The organism is Bacillus sp. L381 (assembly GCF_030284525.1).
Classification (GTDB): Bacteria; Bacillota; Bacilli; order Bacillales; family Bacillaceae; genus Bacillus; species Bacillus amyloliquefaciens.
Genome location: NZ_CP127224.1, coordinates 3,428,874 through 3,454,823 on the forward strand (window position 1 = coordinate 3,428,874; position 25,950 = coordinate 3,454,823).

General features: G+C 47.7%; 27 protein-coding genes. 8 read left to right on the forward strand and 19 right to left on the reverse strand.

Translation table 11 applies throughout. The features are described from left to right. Positions 1-247: 247 nt before the first annotated feature. From QRX25_RS17590 to QRX25_RS17615, 6 genes are all read right to left on the reverse strand, one after another. Entirely contained in the window at positions 248-1,036 is a 789-nt protein-coding gene (locus QRX25_RS17590; RefSeq protein ID WP_065982508.1) for a YwqG family protein, read from the reverse strand. Positions 1,037-1,100: 64 nt separating this feature from the next. Continuing rightward, on the reverse strand, positions 1,101-2,426 hold the full coding sequence (locus QRX25_RS17595) for a UDP-glucose dehydrogenase family protein (RefSeq protein WP_065982509.1): 1,326 nt from the start codon (positions 2,424-2,426) through the stop codon (positions 1,101-1,103). Between the two features lie 197 nt (positions 2,427-2,623). Next, positions 2,624-3,388 (reverse strand): tyrosine-protein phosphatase, encoded by a 765-nt coding sequence (locus tag QRX25_RS17600; RefSeq protein WP_115996706.1) that lies wholly within the window; start codon positions 3,386-3,388, stop codon positions 2,624-2,626. A gap of 45 nt (positions 3,389-3,433) precedes the next feature. Continuing rightward, positions 3,434-4,123, reverse strand: coding sequence for a CpsD/CapB family tyrosine-protein kinase (locus tag QRX25_RS17605; RefSeq protein ID WP_212099595.1), 690 nt, complete (start codon positions 4,121-4,123; stop codon positions 3,434-3,436). After that, the gene (gene tkmA / locus QRX25_RS17610; protein ID WP_212099596.1) at positions 4,110-4,856 is read right to left on the reverse strand and encodes a protein-tyrosine kinase activator TkmA; all 747 of its coding nucleotides are present in this window, start codon (positions 4,854-4,856) and stop codon (positions 4,110-4,112) included. Before tkmA ends, QRX25_RS17605 begins: the two co-directional genes overlap by 14 nt. A gap of 201 nt (positions 4,857-5,057) precedes the next feature. After that, positions 5,058-5,201 carry a YwzD family small protein gene (locus tag QRX25_RS17615; protein WP_014471134.1) on the reverse strand — a complete coding sequence of 48 codons (144 nt, stop codon included), beginning with the start codon at positions 5,199-5,201 and terminating at the stop codon, positions 5,058-5,060. A 203-nt stretch (positions 5,202-5,404) separates the two neighbouring features. Between QRX25_RS17615 and QRX25_RS17620 the strand changes: the two genes are divergently transcribed. Together QRX25_RS17620 and QRX25_RS17625 are read left to right on the forward strand one after the other, a co-directional pair. Then, on the forward strand, positions 5,405-7,015 hold the full coding sequence (locus QRX25_RS17620) for an SWIM zinc finger family protein (RefSeq protein ID WP_212099597.1): 1,611 nt from the start codon (positions 5,405-5,407) through the stop codon (positions 7,013-7,015). Further along, positions 7,002-9,776, forward strand: coding sequence for a DEAD/DEAH box helicase (locus tag QRX25_RS17625; RefSeq protein ID WP_212099598.1), 2,775 nt, complete (start codon positions 7,002-7,004; stop codon positions 9,774-9,776). The genes QRX25_RS17620 and QRX25_RS17625 overlap by 14 nt, the downstream gene beginning before the upstream one ends. A 112-nt stretch (positions 9,777-9,888) precedes the next feature. On the opposite strand, the gene QRX25_RS17630 is transcribed toward QRX25_RS17625, so the two are convergent. The 4 genes from QRX25_RS17630 to QRX25_RS17645 all read right to left on the reverse strand — a co-directional run bounded on the left by QRX25_RS17630 (position 9,889) and on the right by QRX25_RS17645 (position 12,522). Then, a complete protein-coding gene (locus QRX25_RS17630; RefSeq protein WP_212099599.1) occupies positions 9,889-10,746 on the reverse strand; it encodes a Cof-type HAD-IIB family hydrolase in 858 nt (285 codons plus the stop codon). After that, positions 10,743-11,525 (reverse strand): transcriptional regulator GlcR, encoded by a 783-nt coding sequence (gene glcR, locus QRX25_RS17635; RefSeq protein WP_045512580.1) that lies wholly within the window; start codon positions 11,523-11,525, stop codon positions 10,743-10,745. Before glcR ends, QRX25_RS17630 begins: the two co-directional genes overlap by 4 nt. Before the next feature lie 208 nt (positions 11,526-11,733). Beyond that, a complete protein-coding gene (locus QRX25_RS17640; RefSeq protein ID WP_065982516.1) occupies positions 11,734-12,075 on the reverse strand; it encodes a single-stranded DNA-binding protein in 342 nt (113 codons plus the stop codon). A gap of 96 nt (positions 12,076-12,171) precedes the next feature. After that, positions 12,172-12,522 (reverse strand): hypothetical protein, encoded by a 351-nt coding sequence (locus tag QRX25_RS17645; protein WP_065982517.1) that lies wholly within the window; start codon positions 12,520-12,522, stop codon positions 12,172-12,174. A 171-nt stretch (positions 12,523-12,693) separates the two neighbouring features. On the opposite strand from QRX25_RS17645, the gene QRX25_RS17650 reads away from it, so the two are divergent. Next, the gene (locus tag QRX25_RS17650; protein ID WP_013353872.1) at positions 12,694-13,104 is read left to right on the forward strand and encodes a YwpF-like family protein; all 411 of its coding nucleotides are present in this window, start codon (positions 12,694-12,696) and stop codon (positions 13,102-13,104) included. A gap of 45 nt (positions 13,105-13,149) precedes the next feature. Here QRX25_RS17650 and mscL read toward each other — a convergent pair whose 3' ends face one another. Together mscL and fabZ are read right to left on the reverse strand one after the other, a co-directional pair. Continuing rightward, the gene (mscL, locus tag QRX25_RS17655) at positions 13,150-13,545 is read right to left on the reverse strand and encodes a large conductance mechanosensitive channel protein MscL (RefSeq protein ID WP_013353873.1); all 396 of its coding nucleotides are present in this window, start codon (positions 13,543-13,545) and stop codon (positions 13,150-13,152) included. A 55-nt stretch (positions 13,546-13,600) separates the two neighbouring features. Continuing rightward, the gene (gene fabZ, locus QRX25_RS17660; RefSeq protein WP_113766487.1) at positions 13,601-14,026 is read right to left on the reverse strand and encodes a 3-hydroxyacyl-ACP dehydratase FabZ; all 426 of its coding nucleotides are present in this window, start codon (positions 14,024-14,026) and stop codon (positions 13,601-13,603) included. A gap of 194 nt (positions 14,027-14,220) precedes the next feature. On the opposite strand from fabZ, the gene QRX25_RS17665 reads away from it, so the two are divergent. Then, a complete protein-coding gene (locus tag QRX25_RS17665; RefSeq protein WP_212099600.1) occupies positions 14,221-15,285 on the forward strand; it encodes a tetratricopeptide repeat protein in 1,065 nt (354 codons plus the stop codon). Between the two features lie 17 nt (positions 15,286-15,302). On the opposite strand, the gene QRX25_RS17670 is transcribed toward QRX25_RS17665, so the two are convergent. The 4 genes from QRX25_RS17670 to spoIIID form a co-directional block, all read right to left on the reverse strand. Then, positions 15,303-16,124: a flagellar hook-basal body protein gene (locus QRX25_RS17670; RefSeq protein WP_212101779.1), complete on the reverse strand. Its 822-nt coding sequence runs from the start codon at positions 16,122-16,124 to the stop codon at positions 15,303-15,305. A 24-nt stretch (positions 16,125-16,148) separates the two neighbouring features. Next, complete coding sequence (flhO, locus tag QRX25_RS17675) at positions 16,149-16,946, reverse strand: flagellar hook-basal body complex protein FlhO (RefSeq protein ID WP_065982520.1); 798 nt, start codon at positions 16,944-16,946, stop codon at positions 16,149-16,151. A gap of 150 nt (positions 16,947-17,096) precedes the next feature. Beyond that, positions 17,097-18,098: a cell shape-determining protein Mbl gene (gene mbl / locus QRX25_RS17680; RefSeq protein WP_003151237.1), complete on the reverse strand. Its 1,002-nt coding sequence runs from the start codon at positions 18,096-18,098 to the stop codon at positions 17,097-17,099. A gap of 179 nt (positions 18,099-18,277) precedes the next feature. Continuing rightward, the gene (spoIIID, locus tag QRX25_RS17685; protein WP_003151236.1) at positions 18,278-18,559 is read right to left on the reverse strand and encodes a sporulation transcriptional regulator SpoIIID; all 282 of its coding nucleotides are present in this window, start codon (positions 18,557-18,559) and stop codon (positions 18,278-18,280) included. A 330-nt stretch (positions 18,560-18,889) separates the two neighbouring features. Between spoIIID and QRX25_RS17690 the strand changes: the two genes are divergently transcribed. Beyond that, complete coding sequence (locus QRX25_RS17690; protein WP_212099601.1) at positions 18,890-19,306, forward strand: MarR family winged helix-turn-helix transcriptional regulator; 417 nt, start codon at positions 18,890-18,892, stop codon at positions 19,304-19,306. A 21-nt stretch (positions 19,307-19,327) separates the two neighbouring features. Continuing rightward, positions 19,328-20,524: an MFS transporter gene (locus QRX25_RS17695; protein ID WP_212099603.1), complete on the forward strand. Its 1,197-nt coding sequence runs from the start codon at positions 19,328-19,330 to the stop codon at positions 20,522-20,524. A 36-nt stretch (positions 20,525-20,560) separates the two neighbouring features. Here QRX25_RS17695 and QRX25_RS17700 read toward each other — a convergent pair whose 3' ends face one another. From QRX25_RS17700 to QRX25_RS17710, 3 genes are all read right to left on the reverse strand, one after another. Continuing rightward, on the reverse strand, positions 20,561-22,015 hold the full coding sequence (locus tag QRX25_RS17700) for an NCS1 family nucleobase:cation symporter-1 (RefSeq protein ID WP_212099605.1): 1,455 nt from the start codon (positions 22,013-22,015) through the stop codon (positions 20,561-20,563). A 164-nt stretch (positions 22,016-22,179) separates the two neighbouring features. Beyond that, complete coding sequence (locus QRX25_RS17705) at positions 22,180-23,544, reverse strand: MFS transporter (protein WP_212099607.1); 1,365 nt, start codon at positions 23,542-23,544, stop codon at positions 22,180-22,182. Further along, the gene (locus tag QRX25_RS17710) at positions 23,541-24,107 is read right to left on the reverse strand and encodes an isochorismatase family protein (protein ID WP_065982525.1); all 567 of its coding nucleotides are present in this window, start codon (positions 24,105-24,107) and stop codon (positions 23,541-23,543) included. Before QRX25_RS17710 ends, QRX25_RS17705 begins: the two co-directional genes overlap by 4 nt. 254 nt (positions 24,108-24,361) lie before the next feature. Here QRX25_RS17710 and QRX25_RS17715 point away from each other — a divergent pair, with 254 nt between their 5' ends. After that, positions 24,362-25,573: an ammonium transporter gene (locus QRX25_RS17715; protein ID WP_212099609.1), complete on the forward strand. Its 1,212-nt coding sequence runs from the start codon at positions 24,362-24,364 to the stop codon at positions 25,571-25,573. Positions 25,574-25,590: 17 nt separating this feature from the next. Further along, the gene (locus QRX25_RS17720; RefSeq protein WP_115996686.1) at positions 25,591-25,941 is read left to right on the forward strand and encodes a P-II family nitrogen regulator; all 351 of its coding nucleotides are present in this window, start codon (positions 25,591-25,593) and stop codon (positions 25,939-25,941) included. Positions 25,942-25,950: the final 9 nt, after the last annotated feature.

Consider the following 25,950-nt stretch of genomic DNA (forward strand, 5'->3'; position numbering starts at 1 on the left):
GTACAAAAAGCACAGACTTTTCCATACTATATTTCCATATATTATATTTTAAAATAGACAGAAAGCGGCTTAAATAGGTTAAATGACTTATTTTCAACAGCTGGAGCGCTCATCATTAACGCCAAAAGACTCACATAACCGGCATATCCATTCACAGATCTCCTCTATATATCCATGATAAATTCCCTAAAAAAAGGAGACAGATTTAACCGTCTCCTTTGCCGTGTATGATGATCAAAATGTTCGGTTAACTGCAGTCCCAGTTGTACAAAACATTTGAGAAATCTTTTTTCTTCAAGTCTTCCGGTCTGATAAAGAAATTGGCGATTCCGACATCTCCCCACATCGAATCAATATCATCGTCTGAATCAATTTGCAGCAGCAGAATCGTATGGTCCTGATGAGAATAAGACCGCGGATCCTCCTGGGTAAAGGACGCATATCCGCTTATTTTATGGCCGAATGCGTTCGCCGTATATTCGTCATACACCTCGTCGTCAAACTGCTCGAAATAGTCGAAGGCATCCATCCCGGCATACTGCCTGAATTGAAAATCAGACGGGAGCACCCATTCAGCAGACAGCTCAGGGGTGATCAGCGCTTCTGATTGAATCGGAAAATCGTACTCATCGTCAACCTGAACGAAAGAAAAATCATCCATGAGCTCTGCTTCTTGCTCTGTCACGTGCTCAAAATATTTGACACAGAAACCCGTTTGCGCGCATCCGTCGTCAAAATTCAGACCGTATACGTCATCACTGACCGATATGTAAAACTGAAGAATACCGGTATCCGGAAAATCAGGCAGTCCGGGCATGTCCGCAAAATTGATCTGGGCGAGGAGCTTCATCGGCCTGCCGCTTTCATCTTCAGGATACGGCTCATGTTTCGGAAAATAGGGATCTCCGGCGATTTTACTGTCATACCGTCCCGTTTCAGCTTTTTTGACGTGCAGTTTGATAAAAGGCCTCGATGACGGTTCCAGCAGGCCGCGGGATGATTCCATTTGTTTCGGCAATTGCCATGTTTTTTCCACGATTGATGCCCCCTTCGTTTCTAAATAACCGCATGATAAAAGGCCGGCGCGGATTGCCGGCCTTTTAAGTGACAGAATCAGTCTGAGGCACGACGGCTCTTCTTCCGATTGAGATATATTCCACGCCCGCCTGTTCCGCTTCCTCAAGCGAGTGGCAGTTTCTCCCGTCGAAAATAACCGGGGTTTCCATCAGCTCTTTGTAGGCTTCAAGCGGAAAATGCTTAATATGTTCCCAGTCTGTCAAAATCAGGACGGCATCCGCTCCTCTGACGGCTGCTTCTATGGAGTCCCGATAAGACACCGTATCCGGAAGCAGCTCGGAAGCCCGGAATGAAGCGATCGGATCGTACGCTGTAATCCGGGCGTCAAAAGCAGCCAGACGATCCGCAATGACAATGGACGGCGCATCCCGCATATCATCCGTATTCGGCTTAAAAGACAGCCCTAATAAGGCTATGGTTTTTCCCGTGACACCGCCGAGACGATTCAGCACTTTATCAACCAGCATAGACTGCTGGTTATTGTTAACTTTAATGACGGACTTCAGCAATTCAAAATCATGCTCCACATGTCCGGCGATCTGCACGAGGGCGTTTGTATCTTTCGGAAAGCAGGATCCGCCGTAGCCGATGCCGGCTCTTAAGAATTGATTGCCGATCCGTTTATCCAATCCCATTCCGTGTGCGACTGATTCCACATCCGCACCGACTTTTTCACATATATGAGAAATTTCATTAATAAAACTGATTTTTGCCGCTAAAAAAGCGTTTGACGCATATTTGATCATCTCAGCGCTTCTGATATCCGTATGATAAACCGGAATCGCAAGCGGCGCGAAAACCCGGTCAAGCGTTTCCCGCGTTTGCCGGTCCTCAGTCCCGATCACGATGCGGTCACCGTGAAAAGTATCGTGAATCGCCGAACCTTCACGCAGAAATTCCGGATTCGAGGCGATCGAAATGTTCACGTCCGCCTTCAGCCGTGAATGAATAACCTCGCTGATCCTGTCATTCGTTCCTACGGGAACCGTGCTTTTTGTCACGACGATCACATCTTTTGAAATATGTTCGGCAATCATTTCGGCGACATTTTCAATATAGGTAAGGTTTGCGTGCCCGTCTTCTTTTTGCGGCGTTCCGACCGCTATAAAGATAACGTCTGCTTCCGCAAGTCCTTTTTCGTAGCTCGTTTCAAAGGCCAGCCGATACCGGCCGATATTTCGTTTCATCATATCTTCAAGACCCGGTTCAAAGATAGGGGACATTCCCTTTCTCATCTGCTCAACCTTACGTTCGTCAATATCTATGCATGTTACGTCATGGCCGATTTCTGAAAGAGACACTCCTGTCACAAGACCGACGTAGCCTGTTCCGATCACTGTTATTTTCATCGTGTTCCCCCAACCGTTTAGAAATTGCTGCTGGGCAGCTTACCGTTATTATCATATGACCCCGGCGCCGGCAGAATGCCGGAAGCCTGCGGATTTGAAAGGAAAACGGCGCCGGCCGCTGATAATAGCATAAGCATAAAAAGATCATCTTGCAAAACAGCCGCTTACGCCTCATTTAAACGGGATGGAGACGACGATTAAAAAAGACCCCAGCGCTTACGCCGGGCCACAGGCAGCGGAGGTTCCTTATAAACAGCTTTGTTTTCAACGAGAAGCGCCGCGTTTTCCGTAAGCATGTAAATCAGCTCCGCCCCGGCTTCTTTTTTCAGAACGCCGAGCGCCTCCTGATAATAAAAATTTCTCGATCCGAGATTATGGGCGTCAGATGCGAGAAAGTGGATCAAATTCGCTTCAATAAGCTGCAGCGAAAAGGACTTCGCTTTCCGCCCGAATGCCCCGGCAATGCAGCCGGCCGTCACTTGGGCAGCCGCGCCTTTCTTCACGAGACTGTAAAGGACGGATGGGTTTTCGCGGATTTCTCTGTTCCGCTCCGGATGGGCGATGACGGGGACATATCCGTTCAGCTGCAGTTCATAAAATAACCTTTCAGCGTAGGCCGGGACATGATCCGCCGGAAACTCCGCCAGCACATACTTTGTATCATGGAGCGGGACAAGCGAGCCATTTTGAAGACCTGCCAGCAGATCTCCGTCTGTTCTGATTTCCTGGCCGGGCAGAACGGTCAGCGGAACGCCTTCCTTATTCAAACGTTTGTTTAACAGTCTGACGGCTTCTTTGATCGTATGCCGGTCAGTGTCATAGCGGTATTTCATGTGATGCGGCGTCGCGATGATCGTATCAATCCCCTGTCTGACCGCTTCTCTCGCCATCTTGAGGCTTTCTGTATCATCCGCCGCGCCGTCGTCTATGGAAGGAAGGATGTGACAATGGATATCTATCATATTACAGTCCCTCCTTAAAAAGAATGGACCGCGCCCATTATGACATTATTGTCTATAATAAGCGTAGTCCGAATGTTTCGTTTGTCTCTTCCCGTTCATGACGGCCCCAAGGAGTTTGCACGGGCAGTAATCGAGCGCTTCTTTCGCTTTGGCCGCTTTTTCCTTGTCCGTTTTCCCGCTTGAGATCACCATAATGGCCCCGTCAGTATAGCTGCCTAATATTTTCGTATCGGCTACGGCCAATACGGGGGGCGTGTCCAAAATCACCTTATCATAAGCGTCGGTTGCTTCTGACAGAAGCCCCTTCATGGCATCCGTCGATAAAAGCTCCGCCGGATTGGGTGGGATCGGCCCGCTCGTTAAAATATCCAGATTGGCTTCATCAGCCGGCAGAACGGCTTTCTGAAACGGAATCTGTTTTACCAGCAGCGACGTTAAGCCGGTTCCGTTATCCAATTTGAAGGAGAAATGAACCGTCGGTTTGCGCAGATCCGCATCAATTAAAAGCACTTTTTTCCCCTGCTGGGCAAATACGACGGCAAGATTGGCTGCGGTAGTCGATTTTCCTTCTTCCGGACCGGCGGATGTGATCAAAAGAGACTTCACCTCCGTATCAACGGAAGAAAACTCAATGTTTGTGCGGATCGTACGATATTGTTCTGAGTTAATGGACTTCGGCTCTGACATCGTAATCACGCTTCGTTTTGCAAATTTGTCTTTTTTACGCGTCAACATGTCCGCCTCCCGCTTGTTTTGTTTCTGCCATCCTCACGCCTTTAGCGAGGCTGTCTTTTGTGCTGATTGAAGTAACCGTTCCCAAGATCGGGATGCCGAGTACCGATTCCAGCTGTTCTTCCGATTTGATCGTATTATCCAAGTGTTCCAGCAAAAAGGCGAGACCGATCCCGCCCAAAAGTCCGGCGGCAAACGCAATCGCGATATTCAGCTTACGGTTAGGCTCTACGGGTGACGGGCTGTCCGCCGCTTCGGCCTTTGAAAGGATGCTGACATTATCCACATTCATGATGGTTGTGATCTTGTCCTGAAAAACGGCTGCAACCGCATTTGCCATAACGGCCGCCCGCTTTGCATCCGTATCCCGCACGGCGATTGTCACGACTTGTGAATCCTGCTCGCTGGATACCGTGATTTTCGATTCCAGTTCTTTCGAAGTCATTGACAGTTTCAGCTGTTTAATTACTTCGTCGAGAATGACCGGGCTTTTGATGATGACATTATACGTGTTGATTAATTGGAGGTTGGTTTGAACGTCATTGAATTGGACTTCTTTTTGGTTGTTTTTGGATTGACTGACCAAAATTTGAGTTGAGTTTTCATAGACCGGCGTAAGAGCGAAGAAACTGATGAGTCCGCCTGCGGCAGCCGCCGCCGCGGTAATGATAAGTATAAACAGCAGACGCTTTCTCAGTATTGCGAATATTTCCTTTATGCTTGTAGATTCTCCCATATAACCTCCATATCGATTCCTATTCCCTCCAATGAACTTTTCCAATTACGATTATACAGCTTTGAACTGTCATTTCTAACCTTTTCAAATGACAATATTCGACAAAAATAGACAAACACTTCCGGTTTATTTTTGTAAGCGTTTTATACACTGGTTTTACAGGAGCAATAAAAAATCCCGCGGTAAAGAGCCCGCGGGATTTTATGTTGCATATCCATTTTTAATATGAGAAATCAAATTCTCAAGCATTTCTTTTGTGGTCATCTCAGAGGACTGCTCACCGATGTCGTGCGCATGCATTAAAATCTTCAGAAACTCCTCTTGATCTAACTTCGTTTTCTTCATCATTCGTTTCCTTTCGGCTTCCATTAAATTGAAAACAAGATTATTATATGCTGTCGGGTGCTGTTTTGCAATCTCTAATACATCATTCGACACACTCGGGTTTTTATGTCCTTTTTTAGGAAAAACTTTTTCCGAATCATGTGTTGCGATATAATAGAGGAATTGGAATCTTTTTATTTTGTGACTCGTTAGGAGCGATAATCATGCTTCAGAATATGATTGCTAAAGAAGATGTGCTCGCAGCGGCTGAACAGCTTAAAGAACTTCTTCCTTACAATGAAGACAATGTTCAGCTGATGAAGAAGGCACTCATTTTATATCGGCAGGATTCCGTCTATCGTATACAGGTTCAAACCCCGACAGAGATTTCCGCGTATGTGCAGGATGTTGTGCCTGTAAGGGTCACGCTGAACTTATTTTTCATGGTGAAAAGCGGCTGCGCATGCCCGTCTGAGACGATCTGCCGCCACGTGCTGGCCGTTTTTCTTTACGTATATGCCCAATTTGACCGGGTCGGTTCCTTTACCGAGCATTGGCTTGAAAGAGAAAAGCTTGAGGAAAGCAGGGAGCTTGTCCGCCGGCAGTTTCAGGAAAAAGTGCTGCCGAATGAAGAGTCGCTGTCAAGCTGGCTCGCTTTTTTTGATTCGGAATTCTCGCTGTGGGAGGCGCGGACGCCGGCCGGAAGCCAGACGATGCAGGGGCTTTATTACGGCTATTTGTCAGCGCTCAAAAAACACGCCCCGAAAAAACCTGAGCTTAAAAGCTTATATCAGATTCATTCGGCGCTTGCCGTCTGGCTTCACATGTTTACGTTGATTGAGTCAGGCAGATTGGATGCCGAAAAAGATTATTACAGCATCAATCCATATGTGGAACAGCTGATGGATACGATTTACTCCTCCATTGACAGACTGAAAACGTACGCGTTGTCTTTCTCGCTTGATCCCTTTTTGGACCGGACGCCCCCGGTGCTCCGCAGGCTGCTGTTGAAAGAAGAGCTTTTTCAATACGAACGCCTCCGGGTATTCGGCGAAATGTGGAGCGCGCTTTTGAACCGGCCGAAATGGATCGCGCGTGAACAGGAGATTCTCGCACAGGAAAGCGGACGCCGTTTTTCGCCGGAATTGCGGTTCGGACGGCTTCATTTGGCCTTTTTGCAAAAAGATGATACAGCGGTCTTTGAAGATATGTCCCGCTTCCCTCCTGAAGCGCTGCCGTATACCTTTCAATGGCTCGGTGAGCTCACCGCGAAAAAAGACTGGAAACGGCTGAAGACATGGTATGGTCACATCGAACCTCTTGCCGTGACCTATACGAAGCTTGATAAGCCGTTTAAAGAAATGCGCGACATTATCGGAGAACTGTTTGTGCTGCTGGCAGATTATGCGCGGCACTCACGCGATGATCAGCTGTTTGAACGGTTTGCTTCCGGCTGCCTTCCCTATACCTTTACTGAATACAGCCAGTATCTGTACGAAAAACGGCGGTACGCGGAATGGGTGGAGATTCACAGCCTCGTCGGTTTTTCCGTCTGGGAAATCGAAAAGGACATCCTGAAAGAAATTGCCGCCAGCGATCCGGAAGCCCTCATTCCCTCCTATCACCGGGCTGCGGCCTTTTTTATCGACCAAAAAAACCGCAGCGCCTATAAAGAGGCTGCGCGGCATTTGAAAAAACTGCGGACGCTGTATAAAAAGGCAAAAAAACAGCAGGTATGGGAGCGGTATATCAGCCAGCTGAGCGCAAGCTACAAGAGGCTGCGCGCCCTTCAAGAAGAATTGCAGAAAGGAAAGTTGATTGATGGCGAGTCTTAAGGAAATTTTCATTCATGTAGAACAAATGGAAGATTGGACATTTACGCTGTCAAGCCATGATGAGAAAGAGCAGCCGCTCACTCTCAGTCAGATGAAGACTCATTTGTTCCAATGGCATGAGTCCACCTTTTACGGAACGTTTCTTGAAGACGTCAGCTTCATCGGCACCCCGGCCGTTCTGCTCAGCCCGTGGATGACCGTCGAGCTGCTCGGAAAAAACTCGTTCAATTCATTCAGCACCGTGCAGCTGACAAAGGAAACGGAGCCATTAATTGAAGCGGCTTCGACGATATACGAATTTATTGCCGACGGCGATTTTCTTCCGGATTATGACGCTTGGCAAAATGGCGTCCTGCGCTTCAAAGACCGCGAACTTTTGCTGGAAGGATTTACGGCAGACTGGTTCTCGGCCGCGGTACAAGACTACATTCAGTACAATGATGACCTGCGGGAGAAATGGCAGCATATCGAAACCCGTTCGCCGGCCGTTCATACATTTAAAGGCTCCTTTTTGGATGAAGATGATTTTCTCGAAGGAATCGGCTGGCATGACGATCTGACGCCGTTTACCGTCGGCCTGCGATTAAACGAGCCTGATTTCGATGGCGACGACTGGAAAATCGAAATGTTTTTACGCGAGAAAAAAACCGGCGCCATCACCTTTTTCGACGGACTGAAAGGACTGAAAAAAGCGTGGCAGGCATACAGCGGAAAAATCGCGCGTGAGCAGGACCGCTTCCGCAGAACGGTTCCCTGGCTTTCGTTTGATTCGGGAACGACGCTGATTTCTGAAGAAGAGGCATGGATCTTCTTATCGGAAGCGAGTGAGACCCTTGTCGATATGGGCGTTGAGATTCTTCTCCCATCATGGTGGCAGATTGTCCGGGACAGCAATATGATGCTCAAGGCGAAAGTGTCTTCCTCACCGCGGGGCGAGTCCTTCGTCGGCATGAACGCCCTGCTTGATTTCAACTGGAGATTCGCCACAAACGGAATTGAGCTGACAGAGGATGAATTCAATGAGCTTGTCGCAAACAACAGGCGTCTCGTCAACATCCGCGGTCAATGGGTGAAAATTGATCCGCAATTTATTAAACAGATGAAAAAACTGATGGAAAAAGCGGAATCAGAAGGCCTTCATATGTCCGATGTATTGGCGCGTGAGCTGATGGATCAGAATGAAGATGGCGGCGAGGACACGGACATCATTGACTCATCGGCATTTGCCGGGATCAAGATCGAATTATCAAAACAGCTCAGAAGCCTGATCCGCAAACTGGCGGACGCCCGGGACCTGCCGGAGCATGAAGTCAGCGCCGCTTTTCAAGGCACGCTCCGTCCTTATCAGATTTACGGCATGAACTGGCTTCTGTTTTTACGGGAGAACGGCTTCGGCGCCTGTCTCGCAGATGACATGGGTCTTGGAAAGACGATTCAGATGATCGCCTATTTTCTCCATGTGAAAGAAAGCGGACGGCAAAAAGCGCCTGCCTTAATCATTGCGCCGACATCGGTGCTCGGCAACTGGCAGCGTGAGCTCCAGACCTTTGCGCCGCAGCTGAAGGCCGTGCTCCATTACGGCCCCCGCCGGCCGAAGGAAGAAGCATTTGTCCCCGCCTATCAGGACGCGGATGTCGTGCTTACTTCTTACGGACTCTCACACGCCGATCAGGAAGAGCTTTCTTCCGTGACTTGGAGCACCATCTGCCTTGATGAAGCGCAAAATATTAAAAACGCGCATACGAAACAGTCCCGCGCGATCAGAAAGCTGAAAGGCGTGCATCATATCGCGCTGAGCGGAACACCGATGGAAAACCGCCTGACAGAGCTTTGGTCGATCTTTGATTTTATGAACAAAGGCTATCTCGGCAGTCTGACGGGCTTTCATAAACGCTATGTGCTGCCGATTGAAAAGGACCGGGACGAAAAAAGAATCAGCCAGCTTCAGCAGTTAATCCGGCCGTTTTTACTGCGCCGGACAAAACGGGATGAAGACGTGGCGCTTAATCTCCCTGACAAGCTTGAAGAAAAAGAGTTCATCCCGCTCTCGGCCGAACAGGCATCCCTTTATGAGCAACTTGTCAAAGATACATTTGAACATATGGCTTCTCTGACCGGCATGCAGCGGAAAGCGCTGATTCTGAGCATGCTCGGCCGGTTGAAGCAAATATGCGACCATCCCGCGCTCTATTTAAAGGAAGAACAGACAGAGCTGTTAAACGGGAGATCAGTCAAACTGGAAAAGCTGCTTGACTTAATGGCGGTGATCCGCGGCCAGGGAGAAAGCTGCCTCATATTTACCCAATACATTCAGATGGGCAACATGATGAAACGCCTTCTGGAAAAAACATTCGGAGAACCGGTTCAGTTTTTAAACGGAAGCCTGTCCAAGCAGGAACGCGATTCTCTCGTGGAGCGGTTCCAGAAGAAAGAATACCCGACCTTGATTTTGTCACTGAAAGCGGGCGGAACCGGCCTGAACCTCACGGCTGCCAATCACGTCATTCACTATGACAGATGGTGGAATCCGGCGGTGGAAAACCAGGCGACCGACCGCGCCTACCGAATCGGCCAGGAGCGGTTCGTCCACGTTCACAAATTAATTACGACGGGAACGATTGAAGAAAAAATTGACACCATGCTCGAAACGAAACAAACGCTGAACGATCAGATTATCCAAAGTGAGAATTGGATAACCGAGCTGTCATCTGAGGAGCTTGAAGAATTATTCACCCTCAGCGCATCGGCGCAATCACATTGAACGTAAAAAGGCCGGCTCTCTTTGAAGAGCCGGTCTTTTATGTCGTCCTTACTGTTACGCCGCATTTGCCATGAATGCGTCACGCCAGTCATGAACAGTATCGCCAAACCTTTTACAGTAAATTCCTGATCATATGCGCAACGCCGTTTTGATCATTTGTCAATGTAACGGCGTCTGCGATCTCTTTAATATCTTCTCTCGCATTTCCCATCGCTATGCCTTTTCCGGCCGCCTGAAGCATTGAGTAGTCATTTAAGCTGTCACCGACCGCGGCGGTTTCAGCCATCGGAATGCCGAGCTTTTGCGCCAGCCGTTTAAGCGCCTGCCCTTTTGAGGCATTTCGCGCCGACAGTTCAAAATTGTGATCCGCAGAGCTGACAAGGGTGATATCTTTCTGATCGCTGAATCGTTCCCAGCCCGCTTTCAGCTTCCGCTCATCAAACGAAAAGCCGAGAATATTGTAAAAATCCAGGCGCTCTTCTTTCTCAAAGAGCTCACGGTATGTTCGAATGTAAGCAAAACCGGACTGGCTGAATTGAACTGAAGCCGCCTGCTCCAAAATAGAAAGATCGGTATCCGGATTGGCGCTTTTCACCCGGTCCATTTCGATTTCGAGCAGCTGCCTGCCCGTTTCAGGCGTATATATGGCTTTGTTTGTAAACACCTCATAGTAATATTGATTCTCTTCAAGCCAAGACAAAATGCCCCGCGCTCTTGTTTCTTCAATCGCATCACAATGGTACAGGCTGCCGTCAGGAGCGTGAATAGCGGCTCCGTTTGCACTGATGACCCAGGTTTTTATGCCGAGCGGTTCGAATATGGAGCGCACGTCAAAATGCGCGCGCCCCGTAGAGACCACAATTTCAATTCCGGCTTGCCCGGCTTCCCTTAAAGCCCGCTCGTTTTCATCGCTCACTTGATGGCTGCTGTTCAGCAGTGTGCCGTCCAGATCTATGGCAATCAGTTTCACATGTCCTCATCCTCTTCTTCAGATTCAGTTACAAGCAATTCTACGCCGTGCCGGTCGAGCAGGTCGCAAAAATCCTGATCCGGCAGCCGATCGGTAATAAGCAGATCAATCTCGTGCAGTTCTGCATATTGATAAAAACTCGTACGGCCAAGCTTGGAATGATCGCTCAGCGCAATCACCTGTTCCGCCTGGCGGATCATTTTACGTTTCACCATGCCGTCCTCTTCATGCGGTATCGTCAGACCGTTTTCCGAGATGCCGACAACGCCGATCAGCACCTTGTCGGCGTGATAATCCCCCAGTTTTTCTACGACAGAAGCACCGTATAAAAACCGATGTTCCTTTTGGAGCTTTCCGCCGAGCAGATGAATATCAATTCCCTCTTTTGCAGAAAGGATATCGGCCTGATTGATCGAATTTGTAATAACAGTGCAGTCGGTGACATTTAAATGCTCGGCGCAGGCCTGAACGGTTGTGGAGGTATCCAGAATGATCCGGTCTCCTTTATGGATCAGGGAGGCGGCCAGCTTGCCGATTTTGTTTTTCTCTTCAGAAACGGTTTGCAGCCGGCCCGAATAGCCCGGCACTTCCTGATGCACAGACGGGAGAATCGCGCCGCCCCGTGTTCTGATAATCGCCCCGCGCTCTTTCAGCTTTACAAGGTCCCGTCTTGCGGTGTCTCTTGAAATATGAAGCAGCGAACAGATCTGTTCCGCGGTGATCCGCCGATGCTGTTTCAAATATTCCATTATCGCAATCAGTCTTTCTTCTTGATACACGTCCTCATTCCTTTTTTCGTCACTTATCTGTAAGTAATTATAAGTTTTCATTTCAATATATTCAATGATTTTAAGTGTTTATAAGTGAAATCACTTCTTTTTAACCATTTTTTAGTACCCGTACAAAAAAACCAGTCTTTCGACTGGCGGATGGGGAGGGGGCATTGCGGGGCCCGCAAAAAGGCGGGAGATAGAGGAAAAAAGCATGCTATTCAGCCAGCGGCTCTTTCCGTTTTTGATCCATAAACCGAACGGTATCAGCCATGACCTCGGTCACATAGACTTTTACGCCGTCTGTCTTTTCATAGCTTCTCGTCTGGATTCTGCCGCTCACACCGACCATTGACCCTTTTTGGCAGTACAGCGCCGTGTTTTCAGCGTTTTTTCTCCAGATGGTGCAGTTGACGAAGTCCGTACCGGTTTCACCCGACGCGCTTTTAAAATTGCGGCTCACCGCCAAGGTAATATGAGCGACAGGGATGCCCGCTGATGTAAAACGGAGCTCCGGGTCTTTCGTCAGCCGTCCGACAAGCATAACGTGGTTAAACAAGCCGTGTCCTCCTCTCTTTTCGCGGCTGGCTTCATTGTAGTACAAGGGCCTCTGAAAGCAAAAAGCGGGAAATACCGTTATCCGTTTATGCCGCTCTTATGTTTTCGCTTTTCTTTCTGATAAAAAAAACTTTTTCTTTTGACCGCTTATGTAATATGTATTTTTGAGCAGCCGCGAGAAAAGTTTCGTTTTGAGCCAGTCTTTCTCAAACATGCGGACAAACTTTCCGCCATCCCATGCGAACCAGTAAAAACTCAGCTTTTTATCAGACAGTGAAAGCTGAATTTTATACTGTTCCATGCGGTCTTTTGTTTCATATAAAAAGACGACATTCCCGCTTCTGTTAAGATGCACCTCACAATCTTCCTTTTTGGATACTAAGTAGGAATGATCTTCCCGCCTTGTGCCGTCTTCTATATAGATTTCCTTCAGGCGCAATTGATTCATAAGCATCTCTCCATGACTATATTCTTTTACATTATAATGAAAAAATAGAAATGATTAAATGTCGACCGCCTACAAAGATGATGAAGCATGTCTTACAGCTTTTTCCCGAAAAAAGTAAGATGTGTTATAATAAATGAACGAAAAACATGGACAACAGGGGTGAAAATAGAGATGAAAACATTTAAACTGGTTGATCTGAATGTGGAACGTTTAGATAAAGACGATCAGCCGATTGAACAGTTTCCCCTTTTAGACGGATTGATTATCAATAAAGAAGACGGTGAAAATCATTGGTTAATTGAAGCTCTGGTCCCGGCCGAACACTTTTCTTTTTTTGACATGCTGATGAAAAGCCAGAAAGAAGCGAAGGTGTTTGTAACGATTACGAAAAAAAGCAACCGTCCCGCCCAGCTGTCGGGAAGCATCAAAAATATCGTGGAGCTGGAAAAGAGTATTCAAGTTTTAATTTACGGTCAGATGGTGTCAAGAAATCACCCCGGATCAGAAAGCATTCTTGAGTCACTCGTGAAAGAAGGCTACTCGGGCAGCCGGCTGATTGAAGCGTTCAAACAAAAATTGTAATCATGAAAAAGGCCGGACATTAATCATCCAGCCTTTTTTTCTATCCTAGTCATTATATTGAGCCCGCTGTTTCAGCAGATCTCTGATTTCAGTCAGCAGCTCTGTCTGCTGATCTGTTTCTTCAGCTTCTTCCGCCTCTTCCTCTGCTTCTTTTTTACGTCTCAGCTTGCCTATTGTGCGGATCACGATAAAAATAGAAAATGAAATAATAAAGAAGTTCACAATCGTTTGAATGAAGCTTCCGTACTTGATATGGGCGTCGCCGAATGTCACGGCCAGTCCAGAAAAATCGAGACCGCCCAGAAGCAGACCGACAAGCGGCATGATGATATCTTCAACGAGCGACGTCACGATTTTCCCGAAAGCGCCGCCGATGACAACCCCGATTGCCAGATCCATGATATTGCCCCGCATCGCAAAGCTTTTAAATTCCGACCACATTACATTCACCCCTTTCTATACAAAATGGGCTTTTTTAATAAGCCCATTTGTTTTTTTATTCTCCGAGTGCAAAGGTTAATTCAGCTTCACACACGAGCTCGCCGTCAACTTTGGCAACGCCTTTGCCGCGTCCGATCGTACCGCGTGCGCGGATAATATCAACCTCAAGCTCCAGCTTGTCACCCGGTTTTACCTGCTTTTTAAAACGGCAGTTATCAATCCCCGCAAAAAATGCGAGTCTGCCCCGGTTTTCTTCTTTAATCAGCATCGCAACCGCTCCGACCTGCGCCAAAGCCTCCACGATTAATACGCCCGGCATCACAGGGTATTCAGGAAAATGTCCGTTAAAAAAGTCTTCATTAGCCGTAACATTTTTATATCCCGCCGCCCGTTTTCCTTCTTCGACTTCCGTAATTCTGTCTACCAGAAGAAACGGATAGCGATGGGGAATAATTTCTTTAATTTGCTGAGTATCAAGCATTCCTTGACATCTCCTTCATCGACAATAGTATGTATAGAAGGTATATGCGGTAACCAATCTGTACATTTGGAAGTATATTATGAATCAATTTCTTTTTCAACTGCGCTGTAAACTGTAACCAGCTGGCAATGAGCCTCGTCCATTAATGTGTTATGATAAATAAAGATTTTTACCCTATGCAAAGAGGTTGGAAGATGATTGCTAAGTTTACTGAAAAACGCACGCTGGTGATGCTGAATGAGTGGTATGACGCCATGGGAAAACGCCAATTCGATCTAGCCCGTTCCCTTCACGAACAAATCAATCAGCATCTCCCCAAATTACAAAGGAATGCGAAGCTCAAACTCAGATATCAGCTGTTTTTCGCGCGGTTCCAGCTGCTGTTTGAGAAAAAAGACGGTCTGAATAAACTGTTCTGCGAGCTGAAGCGGCGCAAAGATGAGATGGATCATGAATTAACTTATTATTTCTATTTTTTCAAAGGGTTATTCCATATGGTGAATGGCACTCCGAACCGTGCGGTCTGCCGCTTTAAAGAAGCTGAACAGTATCTGCCGGCCATCCAGGACCGTTTTGAAGCCGCTGAATTTTATTATAAAACAGCGGGTGCTTATTACATGATGAAGTCGTCTCCGCTTTCCATTCAATATGTCAATAAAGCACTGGAGATCTATCAAAATGAAGCCGGCTACATCAAAAAAGTGCTCAGCTGCCAGCTGCTTCTCGCCGTGAACTACATAGACGAGGCACGCTATGAAGACGCGGAACAGCTCTTCAATGAATCTATAAAAATAACGGATCGGATCAATGACAATAACCTGCTGTGCCACGCCTATTATAATTTTGGATTTTTAAAGACCGCCCAGAAAAAAGATCAAGAGGCGCTCCCTTTTTACAAAAAGGTTTTAGGCAATCAGCTTTTCGAGAAGGAGTCTCCCGTTTCCTATCTTCATTGTGTATACGAAGCGGTCAGGTCACTTTTTAAAACCGGGTCTGCCGCAGAAGGACAAGCCGTGCTTCAGAAAGGATTATACATAGCTGATAAAGTGCAGAACAACATCATGAAACTGAAGCTGACCGCGCTCAACATACTGTATACCTCTCAGGAGGATCCGTACGACCGGCTGCAGAAGCTTGTGCTGGAGCTGCAGAAAATTGAAGCGTGGGTGGATTTAGAAGTGCTGCTTCAAGATATTACTGATTACTACAAAAAAAAGGGCGATTTTGAGAAAGCCGCATTTTTTATCATGCGCGGCTGATCAAAACGCCCCTTCTTTTATCTGACTGAGTTGATTAAGCCCAGCATTTGGTCTCCCAATGTAATCGTGCGGCTGTTCAGCTGGTAGGAACGCTGAGACACGATTAAGTCGGTCATTTCCTTTGACATATCGACATTTGAATTTTCAAGCGCGCCCTGTTCCATGCCGATTTCCTGCCGTTTTGCGCCGGTAAGCTCTTCAATGGCTGAAGCCCCGGTGCCATTTACGGAAAACAGATTATCCCCCTCCGCATGAAGCTCCTGAGGGTTATTGACATTAACGATGCCGAGATTAAAAGTCTGCGAACGGGTTCCTGTCTGGTCTGAAGCTGTCAGAGTTCCGGTTTTGCTGATTTTCAGCTTAGTCAGCGAACTGTCAATCTGTATGGGCTGACCGTTCTCATCGAGAATGGGATTGCCTCCCGCTGTCATGAGCTGAAGCAGCCGGTCATTTCCGCCGGCCGGCTTGAGGGTGAGTGAGCCGTCCCTTGTATACACCCGCCGTCCGTCCGCTTCTGCCTGGAGGTATTGATAAGGTGATGTGAACGCGATATCAAGGTCACGGTCGGTTTTTTTGATGCTTCCCTGTCCTGAGTCCATCTGCGGCGTCATGACCGTTCCGGAGCCGAGACGCAGGCCGGGCGGTGTTTTCCGCATGTTTGGCGAATTTTCCTTTTTATCATCTATATGGTCATACTGCTGTCTGATCAGTTCTGAAAAGCGGGAGTCCCTCGCTTTATAGCCTGTCGTATCACTGTTTGAAAGGTTGCTGCTGACTGTATCCATCTGCTGCTGAAGCTGATTTAAGGCTGTTGAAGCCGTCAGCATTGATCTGAGCATCATAATTGAACGTCCCCCATTTTGTTACACTTTGCCGATTTCATTTGCGGCTTTATCCATGCTTTTATCGTAAGCCTGAATGACTTTCTGATTGGCTTCAAATGATCTGTATGCTTCCGTCATTTCTGTATACGTGCTCGTCACGTCCACGTTTGATAGCTCCGAGACGCCTTGCTTTAATGAATACGAAACTTGGGGATTCGCCGCCGCGCTCGGCAGTTCAGAGCCGTCGGCCGTGCTGTATAAGTCGTTGCCGTCCCGTTTCAGATTGCGCACGTCTTCTTCCATTCTGATGTCAATCCGCCCCGCCTGCCGGCCGTTTGTTGTGACCGTTCCGTTTTCTGATACGGTGAATTTTTCATTGTCGACTGTAATCGGCTGTCCGTTTGTTGATAAAACAAGATTTCCGTTTATCGTAAGCTGATTGTTTTGATTTAATGAGAAAGTGCTGCTTTTTGAATAGCGCACGCCTCCCGCGGTCTGAACGGGATAAAACAGCTCAGCGTTTTCGTTCGTTTCAGCATTCTTGGGAACCTGATTTTCCATAAGCGCGATATCCGTCGGCTGATCGGTTGTTTTCAGGCTTCCCTGCGTGAACAATGGTTTCAGCTCCTGCATGTACACGCCCGTATTGACGGAACCGATTTTCGTTTTTTTATCGCCTTCGATTCGGCTCAGAAGCATCTCAGGGAAAGCGCGGATCGAGCCTTGATCCTCTTTGTACCCCGATGTGTTCGCGTTTGCGATATTATTTGACAGCATTTCCGTTCTTCTCTGCTGTGTAATCATTGCGGACGTTGCGGTATATAATCCTTTTAACAAGTCTTCCACCTCATTATTTCCGGTTGCTCAACCGGAACATTTGTTCTATAATGAAAATCAGCATTTTTTCTTATTATCGGATTTTCCTTCCCGTTCGTGAAGGGTTTGACAGAAAAAAACCCCATTCTTTTTCAGAATGAGGTTTTATGATCAGCTCAGTTTGCGTTTTGGAAGCTTGTCCATGTTATCAAGCATGACGCCCGTTCCGACCGCAACACAATCCATCGGATTCTCAGCGACAAGAACAGGAACCCTCAGCTCTTCGGCGAGAAGCTGGTCAAGTCCGTTTAACAGCGCTCCGCCGCCGGTAATAATAACGCCGCGGTCGATGATGTCAGCGGACAATTCAGGCGGTGTTCTTTCAAGAACCTGCTTGGCAGCCTGCACAATGACAGCAACTGATTCACGAAGGGCTTCTTCCACTTCTTTGCTGTTTACTGTAATTGTTCTCGGCAGACCGGAAACCATGTCACGGCCGCGAATGGTGATTTCTTCATGACGTGCGTCTGGGAAAACCGTTGCGACCTTCACCTTAATATCTTCAGCGGTACGTTCACCGATCAGCAGTTTGTACTCACGTTTGATATAATTTAAGATTTCCATGTCAAACTTGTCCCCAGCCATCTTAATAGAGGAGGAGGTGACGATATCGCCCATAGAAATAACTGCGATATCTGTCGTTCCGCCTCCGATGTCAACAACCATGTTACCGCTTGGCTGGAAGATTTCCATACCCGCGCCGATAGCGGCAACTTTCGGTTCTTCTTCAAGGTATACATGTTTTCCGCCGCTTTTTTCAGCTGCTTCTTTAATCGCTTTTTGCTCAACGGACGTAATATTCGTCGGGCAGCAGATCAGCATGCGCGGTTTTGAGAAAAGTCCTTTTACATTCAGCTTATTAATGAAGTGTTTCAGCATGGCTTCTGTTACTTCGAAGTCTGCGATTACGCCGTCTTTCAGCGGACGGATCGCAACAATATTCCCAGGTGTACGTCCAACCATTCGTCTGGCTTCTTCGCCGACCGCCAGCACTTTTCCGCTGTTTTTATCAAGCGCCACAACGGAAGGCTCATTCAGAACAATTCCTTTTCCTTTTACATGGATCAGTACATTTGCAGTACCGAGGTCAATTCCAATATCCCTTGCAAACATCTATTTATATCCTCCTTGATATCTGTTTCACAGTAAAATATCCACATTGTGCCCTAATTATATATATTATCATAATTTATCAAAAAAAAGCTGCTGAACCATATAAGTTCTTGACAAAATTTTGCGGATATTCGCGAAACGGCCCGGAGGAGAAAAAAGGGGCCGGCAGACGTCAGACGCTACGGCTGCTGAACGGGCTCCCCTTCAAGAATTTCATCCTTTTTGTACTTTAACTTCGTCGCCTCTCCCCCTCTTAAATGCCTGATGGATTTATGATAATCGAGTATTTCTTTTACTTCATTCGCCAAGTCAGGATTGATTTCAGGCAGGCGCTCTGTCAAATCTTTGTGTACGGTACTTTTGGAAACACCAAACTCTTTCGCAATGACACGAACGGTTTTTTTCGTCTCCACGATATACTTACCAATCTTGATTGTTCGCTCTTTGATGTAATCGTGCACACCACTCGACCTCCCCAGTTGGATGTGAGAAGTGTGAAATGAGATCCGTATTCTGTAACAGATTCACTGATGATGCCGCTTCTTCGTTGTCCGATTATATAAGAAGGTTTTTGAAATATGCCCACGATCCCTCACCTCAAACACTCTCTTTGTTAGGTTTGTAACAGTGTATTAGCAATGAATTGGGAATATGCTAAAAACTCAATAAGGACAAGGGGCGGATCACAATTTTCTGCTTTTGAACGTGGGCTTTACATCCGCGCGATCCTGCTGTAGAATAAAAAAGCACAATTAGTTACTTAGGTAAGTTTTTTGAAAAGGAGAACGGAAATGATCCACGTCAACAGACGCCTCATTCATCAAATCAATCAATGCGCCCGCCTGATTACGAAGAAAGCCAATGAACGGCTGGAACCATTCGGCCTTTACTCCTCTCAATGGTCAATCCTATATTGCTTAAAAACGATCGGACCGATGACCCAAAAAGAAATCTGGTCCTATTTGAACGTGGAGGCGCCGACCATTACAAGAACGATCAAACGCCTTGAAGAAAACGGCTGGATTCAGCGGGAACAGGGAGAAGACAAGCGGGAAAAGCTCGTCGTCCTGACGATGGAAGCTGAATTGAAATATGACAGCATCAATCAAGAGATGCTGAAGTTCGAGGAAGACATGCTTGCGGATTTCCAAGATGGAGATAAAGAAGCTTTTTCTGAGTTTCTGAATGTGTTTTTAACGAAATCATAAAGAAAGGGAAGTGCTGTACTTTTGAGTAAATCTGACTCGATCTGGACCAAAGATTTTATAATGGTCGTACTCGTGAATTTATTTGTCTTTGTGTTCTTTTATACATTTTTGGCCGTGCTGCCTATTTATATGATTCAGGAGCTTGGCGGCAGTGAGTCGCAAGGAGGGCTTTTGATCAGCCTGTTCCTGTTATCCGCTATTATTACCCGTCCATTTTCAGGGGCGATTATCGAACGGTTCGGTAAAAAAAGAATGACGATTATTTCTCTGGCGCTGTTCGCCCTGTCTTCTTATCTGTATTTGCCGATACACAATTTTTATCTGCTGCTCGGACTGCGTTTCTTCCAGGGCATCTGGTTCAGCATTTTAACGACGGTCACGGGCGCAATCGCCGCTGACATTATTCCTGTTAAGCGGCGCGGCGAGGGGCTCGGTTATTTCGCAATGTCTATGAACCTTGCCATGGCGATCGGTCCGTTTCTCGGGCTGAGCCTTGTGAAGGTCATTTCATTCCCGGTTTTCTTTACGATTTTTGCCGTTTTTGTTTCTTTAGGCTTGTTAATCGCTTTCATGATTCGTGTGCCGGATCAAAACAACAGCGGAACGACTGTCTTCCGTTTTTCTTTCTCCGATATGTTTGAAAAAGGCGCGCTTAAAATCGCGATTGTCGGGTTGTCCATTTCTTTCTGTTATTCAAGTGTGACGTCATATTTATCCGTTTACGCAAAGACGATCCATCTGTTGGATGTCAGCGGTTATTTCTTCGTCTGTTTCGCAGTGACGATGATGGCTGCCCGTCCTTTCACTGGAAAGCTGTTTGACAGAGTGGGGCCGGGGATCGTCATCTATCCGTCCATTATCGTGTTCTCCGCGGGTCTTTGCATGCTGGCGATGACAAACAGCGCCGTCATGCTTCTCTTGTCCGGCGCTGTAATTGGTCTTGGCTACGGCTCTATCGTACCGTGTATGCAGACGTTGGCGATTCAGAACTCGCCCGGACACCGTTCAGGCTTCGCAACGGCTACCTTCTTCACTTTCTTTGACAGCGGGATTGCCGGCGGGTCCTATGTATTCGGCCTCTTTGTCGCTTCCGCCGGATTCCATACGATTTATCTGGCAGCGGGGCTGTTCGTCCTGATTGCCCTGCTTCTGTATGGCTGGAGCCAGAAAAAAAGAACGCCGCTTGAAGCGGACGGAAACGTTTCAATCGCAGACTGATATGACAAAAAGCCGGGGTGCAGCCCCCGGCTTTTTTTATTCTGCCGCTCTTTCCCGCACCATGCGCCCCGCCGATTTTGCATAAGGAGGATGAATGTACATAAGCGCCGTATATCCGAGACATGACACAAGCACACCCGCAAACCAGGAGATATCATAGATTCCGGCCAACGCCGGGACGTACATCCCGATTAAGGAAATAAATGCGCCGAGAAAGGTCGCGGCAAATGCCCGGTAATTATAGCCTTTGTAATAGGTGTACTGTCCGTTTTCCGAATAAAGGTCTTCAACTGAAAGCTGTCTTTTTCTGATCATAAAATAATCGGCCATCATCACTCCGGCCACCGGTCCGAGCATCCCGCCGATGAGCCCGAGAAACGCATATACATTTGTGGCGCTTTCCATCAGCTTCCACGGTATTGTAAACAGGGCCAAAACGGCGGTCAAATACCCTCCTCTCTTGAAGGTAATATATTTCGGCAAGGCATTCGCCAAGTCATAAGCCGGTGACACGATATTTGCCGCCACGTTAACCGAAACGGCGGCGATGCAGAGCGTGATGACTGAAAGAGCGATAACGAAAGGATTATCAAACCGGGCCAAAATCTCCACCACATCCCAAATCGGTTCTCCGAACGCCGCCTGTGACCCGGAAGTCACCGTAATGCTCGCAAACGCAAACAGCGCAAACGTTCCCGGCAGCCCGTAAAACTGGCCGCGAATCTGTTCTTTTTGCGACGCGGCGAACCGGGTGAAGTCAGGAATATTCAGAATCAGCGTCGCCCATATTCCGATAATGCCAGTTACTCCGGCTGCAAACGGCCAAAACGTTTCAGAAAAGGTATGGAACTTTCCCGGCTGGGAGTAAATCGGGCCAAGCCCGCCGGCAATATCTATCGCCCACCAGACCATTCCGCCGAATACGAGATAAACAAGCGGTCCCGCCCACACTTCAAATTTTTTGATCGATTCCATGCCGTGCCGCAGCACAAGCAGGTGAATGCCCCAAAAGAAAATGAACGACAGAAAGCCCGGCAGATGAAGCCCGAACAAATTCCAATCTCCGCCGAGACTCCCCCAGCCAGGCCATATATTCAGAAGCAGGATATGTAAAGCCGTGCTCCCGGCAAATGTTTGAATTCCGAGCCACATGATGGCCGTAAACGCCCTGAGAAGCGCCGGAATGTTAGCGCCGTATATCCCGTAGGAAGCTCTGATAATGACCGGAAACGGAAGGCCGTATTTCGTACCGGCATGGCCGTTTAAGGCCATAGCGGCAAACAAAATGAGTGACGCTGTCACGATAATGGCGAGCACCTGCCATGGTGAAAGGCCGATCGCAATGAGTCCGCCCACAGTCGCATAGGTCGGAATGTTATGAATACACCCCATCCAGATGGATGCAAAATTCACCGCTTTCCACGTCCGTTCTCCTTCCTCCACAGGCAGTAAATCTTTATTGCTGAGCCGACTGTTCATTGTTTTTTTCATCTTCTCCCTCCCGAATGTTCGGATTCCTCACATTTCATGTTAAAAAATATAACTGAAAATTCCGCAAATAACATTGGGTGCTGTCGACAATAATCGTTTTGATTTTTGAGCATATTACACATAAAAAAAGAGACGGGGAGAGCCCGTCTCTTTTGATGCGGCTGTTAAGAGGCCTTTTTGAGGAGAACCGAAAACCGGAACGCCATCAAAAGGCTTACGGCGCCGACAATGATAAGAATCGTGCCAAGCATATGAAAATGGCCGGCGGTAATTTCTTTTCCGAAAAGAATGCCCAAAATGACAGAAGACAAAATCGAACCCAGATACCGGCAGGTCTGAAACAGGCCGGACGTTGTTCCGACCATGTCAGCCGGGCTTGTTTTCAGCATGGCCGCCTGAAACGTCACATTGCCAAATCCATAGCCGACGCCCAACACAGACAGAATCAGCCCTTTTCCTATCATGGGCGCCTGAAGAAAGAAGAACGTTAACAGCACCGCCCCGATCGCGGTCAGACATGTTCCGGCGACAATAGGCTGAAGAATCCCTTTCTTATCTATCCATTTTCCGGTCAACGGCGACACCAAGATGCTCATGCCCGACATAAACAGCATAATCAATCCGCTTGTCTGAACGGACAAATGCATTTCATCCTGAAAATAGCTCGGAAGCCCGAAAAAAATGCAGTAAAAGAAGATATTCAGCAAAATAAATTGAATATACACCGACGATAGTTTCCGATGTGTTTTAAACAGCCTGACATCAATAAACGGCTTCTCCGTTTTCAGCTCGCGCCAGATAAACAGGACGACAAACAAAAGCCCGAATACGCCTTCTGTATAATGTGGCTTCGTACTGAAGGACAATAAAAACGACAAGAGAAGTATAATCGCCCCGGCAAACAGGAGTATACCGATCGTATCAAGCTGACGGAGCACGGATTTCAAGCCGCCGATCTCGCGTTTTTCATCTTTCGGAAACATATACATGCCGAGAAAAAAGCTGAGAACGATAAACGGCAGATTGACGAAAAAGATTGCGGGCCATCCTCCCCAAACGATCAGAAAACCGCCGAGAGTCGGACCGAGCGCCGTCATAGCTGATGCAAATATGGACAGAACGGCCAGCGCCGATGCCTGCCGCTCCCGGATATTTGAACGGATCAACCCGACGCCGGACGGATATATCGCGCTGCTTCCGATCGATTGAAAAAGCCTCATGATCAGCAACGTCATAAAAGTCGGCGCAAACGGCGCGCCGATGGCAGAGACGGCAACAAGCAGAAGTCCGATCAAAAACAGCTTCTTCCTGCCAAGCATATCACCGAGCTTCCCGGTGACAGGCTGCGCCACCGCGCTGGCCAGATAAAAGGACGATATCAGCCAGGACACCGTAGTAAACGACAGGTGAAATTCATGCTGAATGCTGTGAAGCGCAAGAGAAATCATCGACGAGTTCAACGGGTTCAGCATCGTTCCCGAAGCCACGGCAGTCAGAAACAGGACGCGGCTTTTTTTGGAGATTGTCATTTGGTCTGCGCGATAAATTCTTCCGTCGTCCGGCTTCTGCCGATTTTCGGGAAGATAAACTTGAGTGTCGCCTCGTGCTGTTCATCGCTGAATGTCGCCATCGCGTCAGTCACGAAAACTTGCTGATACCCGAGCTGAAAAGCCTCCCGCGCCGTGCTTTCCACGCCGATGTTTGTCGCAATCCCGCATAATACAATCGTGTCGATTCCCCGTCTTCTGAGCTGAAGATCCAGGTCCGTGCCGAAAAACGCCCCCCACTGCCGTTTTGTTACCGTATAATCATTTTCCTTCACTCCGATTTCAGGCACAAATTCAGCCCAATCCGCCGCCGGAGCCGAATGGCCTGCCGCCTCTTCATCCGTCAGCGGCTTCAGCGCATCCGCTCCGTCGTGAAAGTCCACGTTCACAAAGCTGATAAAGCCGCCTTTTTCACGGAACACATCAATTAATTTTTTGGTGTTCGGCACAACGGCGCCGCTTTTATCAATCGGAACGATGCCTTTTTGTAAATCGATAATGACCAAAGCCGTTTTTTCAAATTGCAGATTTAATGATGCAGTCATAATAATTCCTCCTGATACAGTTAGTGTTTCTCACCCCGTTTATTTTACTCTTTCCCGGGCCGGATTTCTTGCGCCGTGCTCCGGCGCTCTTTTTACGGATATAAAGTCACTTCCTGTTTATTTGAAAATTCGACATTATATATCGCGAAAAACCATGTCATATAACCTTACACGAAAATGTTTTATCGTTCTTTTTTCTCTATAATAATTAATTAATCATGATCACATTCTGAAATGAGACGGAGGAATACAACATGCAGATAGGCGATACAGTATTTATGTTCTTTTGCGCTTTACTCGTGTGGCTGATGACCCCCGGGTTGGCTTTGTTTTACGGCGGAATGGTAAAAAGCAAAAACGTGCTCAGCACGGCGATGCACAGTTTTTCTTCACTCGCCATCGTATCCGTCGTTTGGGTTTTGTACGGATATTCACTTGCTTTTGCTCCCGGCAATACATGGCTTGGCGGCATTGAATGGGCGGGGCTGAAGGGAGTCGGATTTGAACCCGGAAGCTACAGTGATACGATCCCGCATTCATTGTTCATGATGTTCCAAATGACATTTGCCGTACTGACGACGGCGGTTATTTCCGGAGCATTTGCTGAACGCATGAGATTCAGCGCCTTTCTTGTATTTTCCTTTTTGTGGGCTTCACTCGTATATACGCCCGTTGCGCACTGGGTATGGGGCGGCGGCTGGATCGGCCAAATGGGCGCTCTTGATTTCGCAGGCGGAAACGTCGTTCACATTTCTTCCGGAGTCGCCGGGCTTGTGCTGGCGATTGTGCTTGGGAAACGCAAGGACGGTACGGCGGCTTCCCCTCACAACTTAATTTATACTTTCTTGGGCGGGGCGCTCATTTGGTTCGGATGGTTCGGCTTCAATGTCGGCAGCGCCCTGACGCTTGACAGCATTGCGATGTTTGCTTTCATTAATACAAACACCGCAGCTGCCGCCGGAATTATCGGATGGATTGTAATCGAGTGGATGCTGAACAAAAAGCCGACCATGCTGGGCGCTGTATCAGGCGCTATCGCCGGGCTTGTCGCCATTACGCCGGCCGCCGGGTTCGTTACGCCGTTTTCATCCATTGTGATCGGTTTCATCGGCGGGCTTGTCTGTTTTTGGGGCGTTTATTGGCTCAAAAAGACGTTCGGATATGATGATGCGCTTGACGCTTTCGGCCTGCATGGGATCGGCGGCACATGGGGCGGCATCGCGACCGGTTTATTCGCCACCGTCTCCGTCAATGAAGGCGGGGCAAACGGGCTGTTTTACGGCGATCCGGGGCTGCTTTGGAAACAGATTGCAGCCATTGCGGCAACCTATGTATTTGTATTTATTGTCACTTTCGTTATCATTAAAATTGTAGGTCTCTTCATTCCCCTCCGCGCCAGTGAAGAAGAAGAGTCACTTGGGCTTGATTTAACGATGCACGGGGAAAAAGCATATCAGGACTTATAAAGTGAGGAGTGACTTAGATGAGCGGTCAAATGTTCAAAGTAGAAATCGTTACGCGTCCGGCTAAATTTGAAACATTGAAACAGGAACTCGGTAAAATCGGAGTCACATCGCTGACCTTCTCCAACGTACACGGCTGCGGCCTTCAAAAAGCCCACACCGAACTGTACCGCGGAATCAAAATTGAGAGCAATGTGTATGAACGGCTGAAAGTGGAAATCGTTGTAAGTAAAGTCCCCGTTGATCAAGTGGTCGAAACGGCGAAAAAAGTGCTGAAAACGGGGGAGCCGGGCGACGGCAAAATATTCGTCTACGAAATCGGAAACACGATTAATATCCGCACCGGAGAAGAAGGACCCGAAGCATTATAAACATACAGA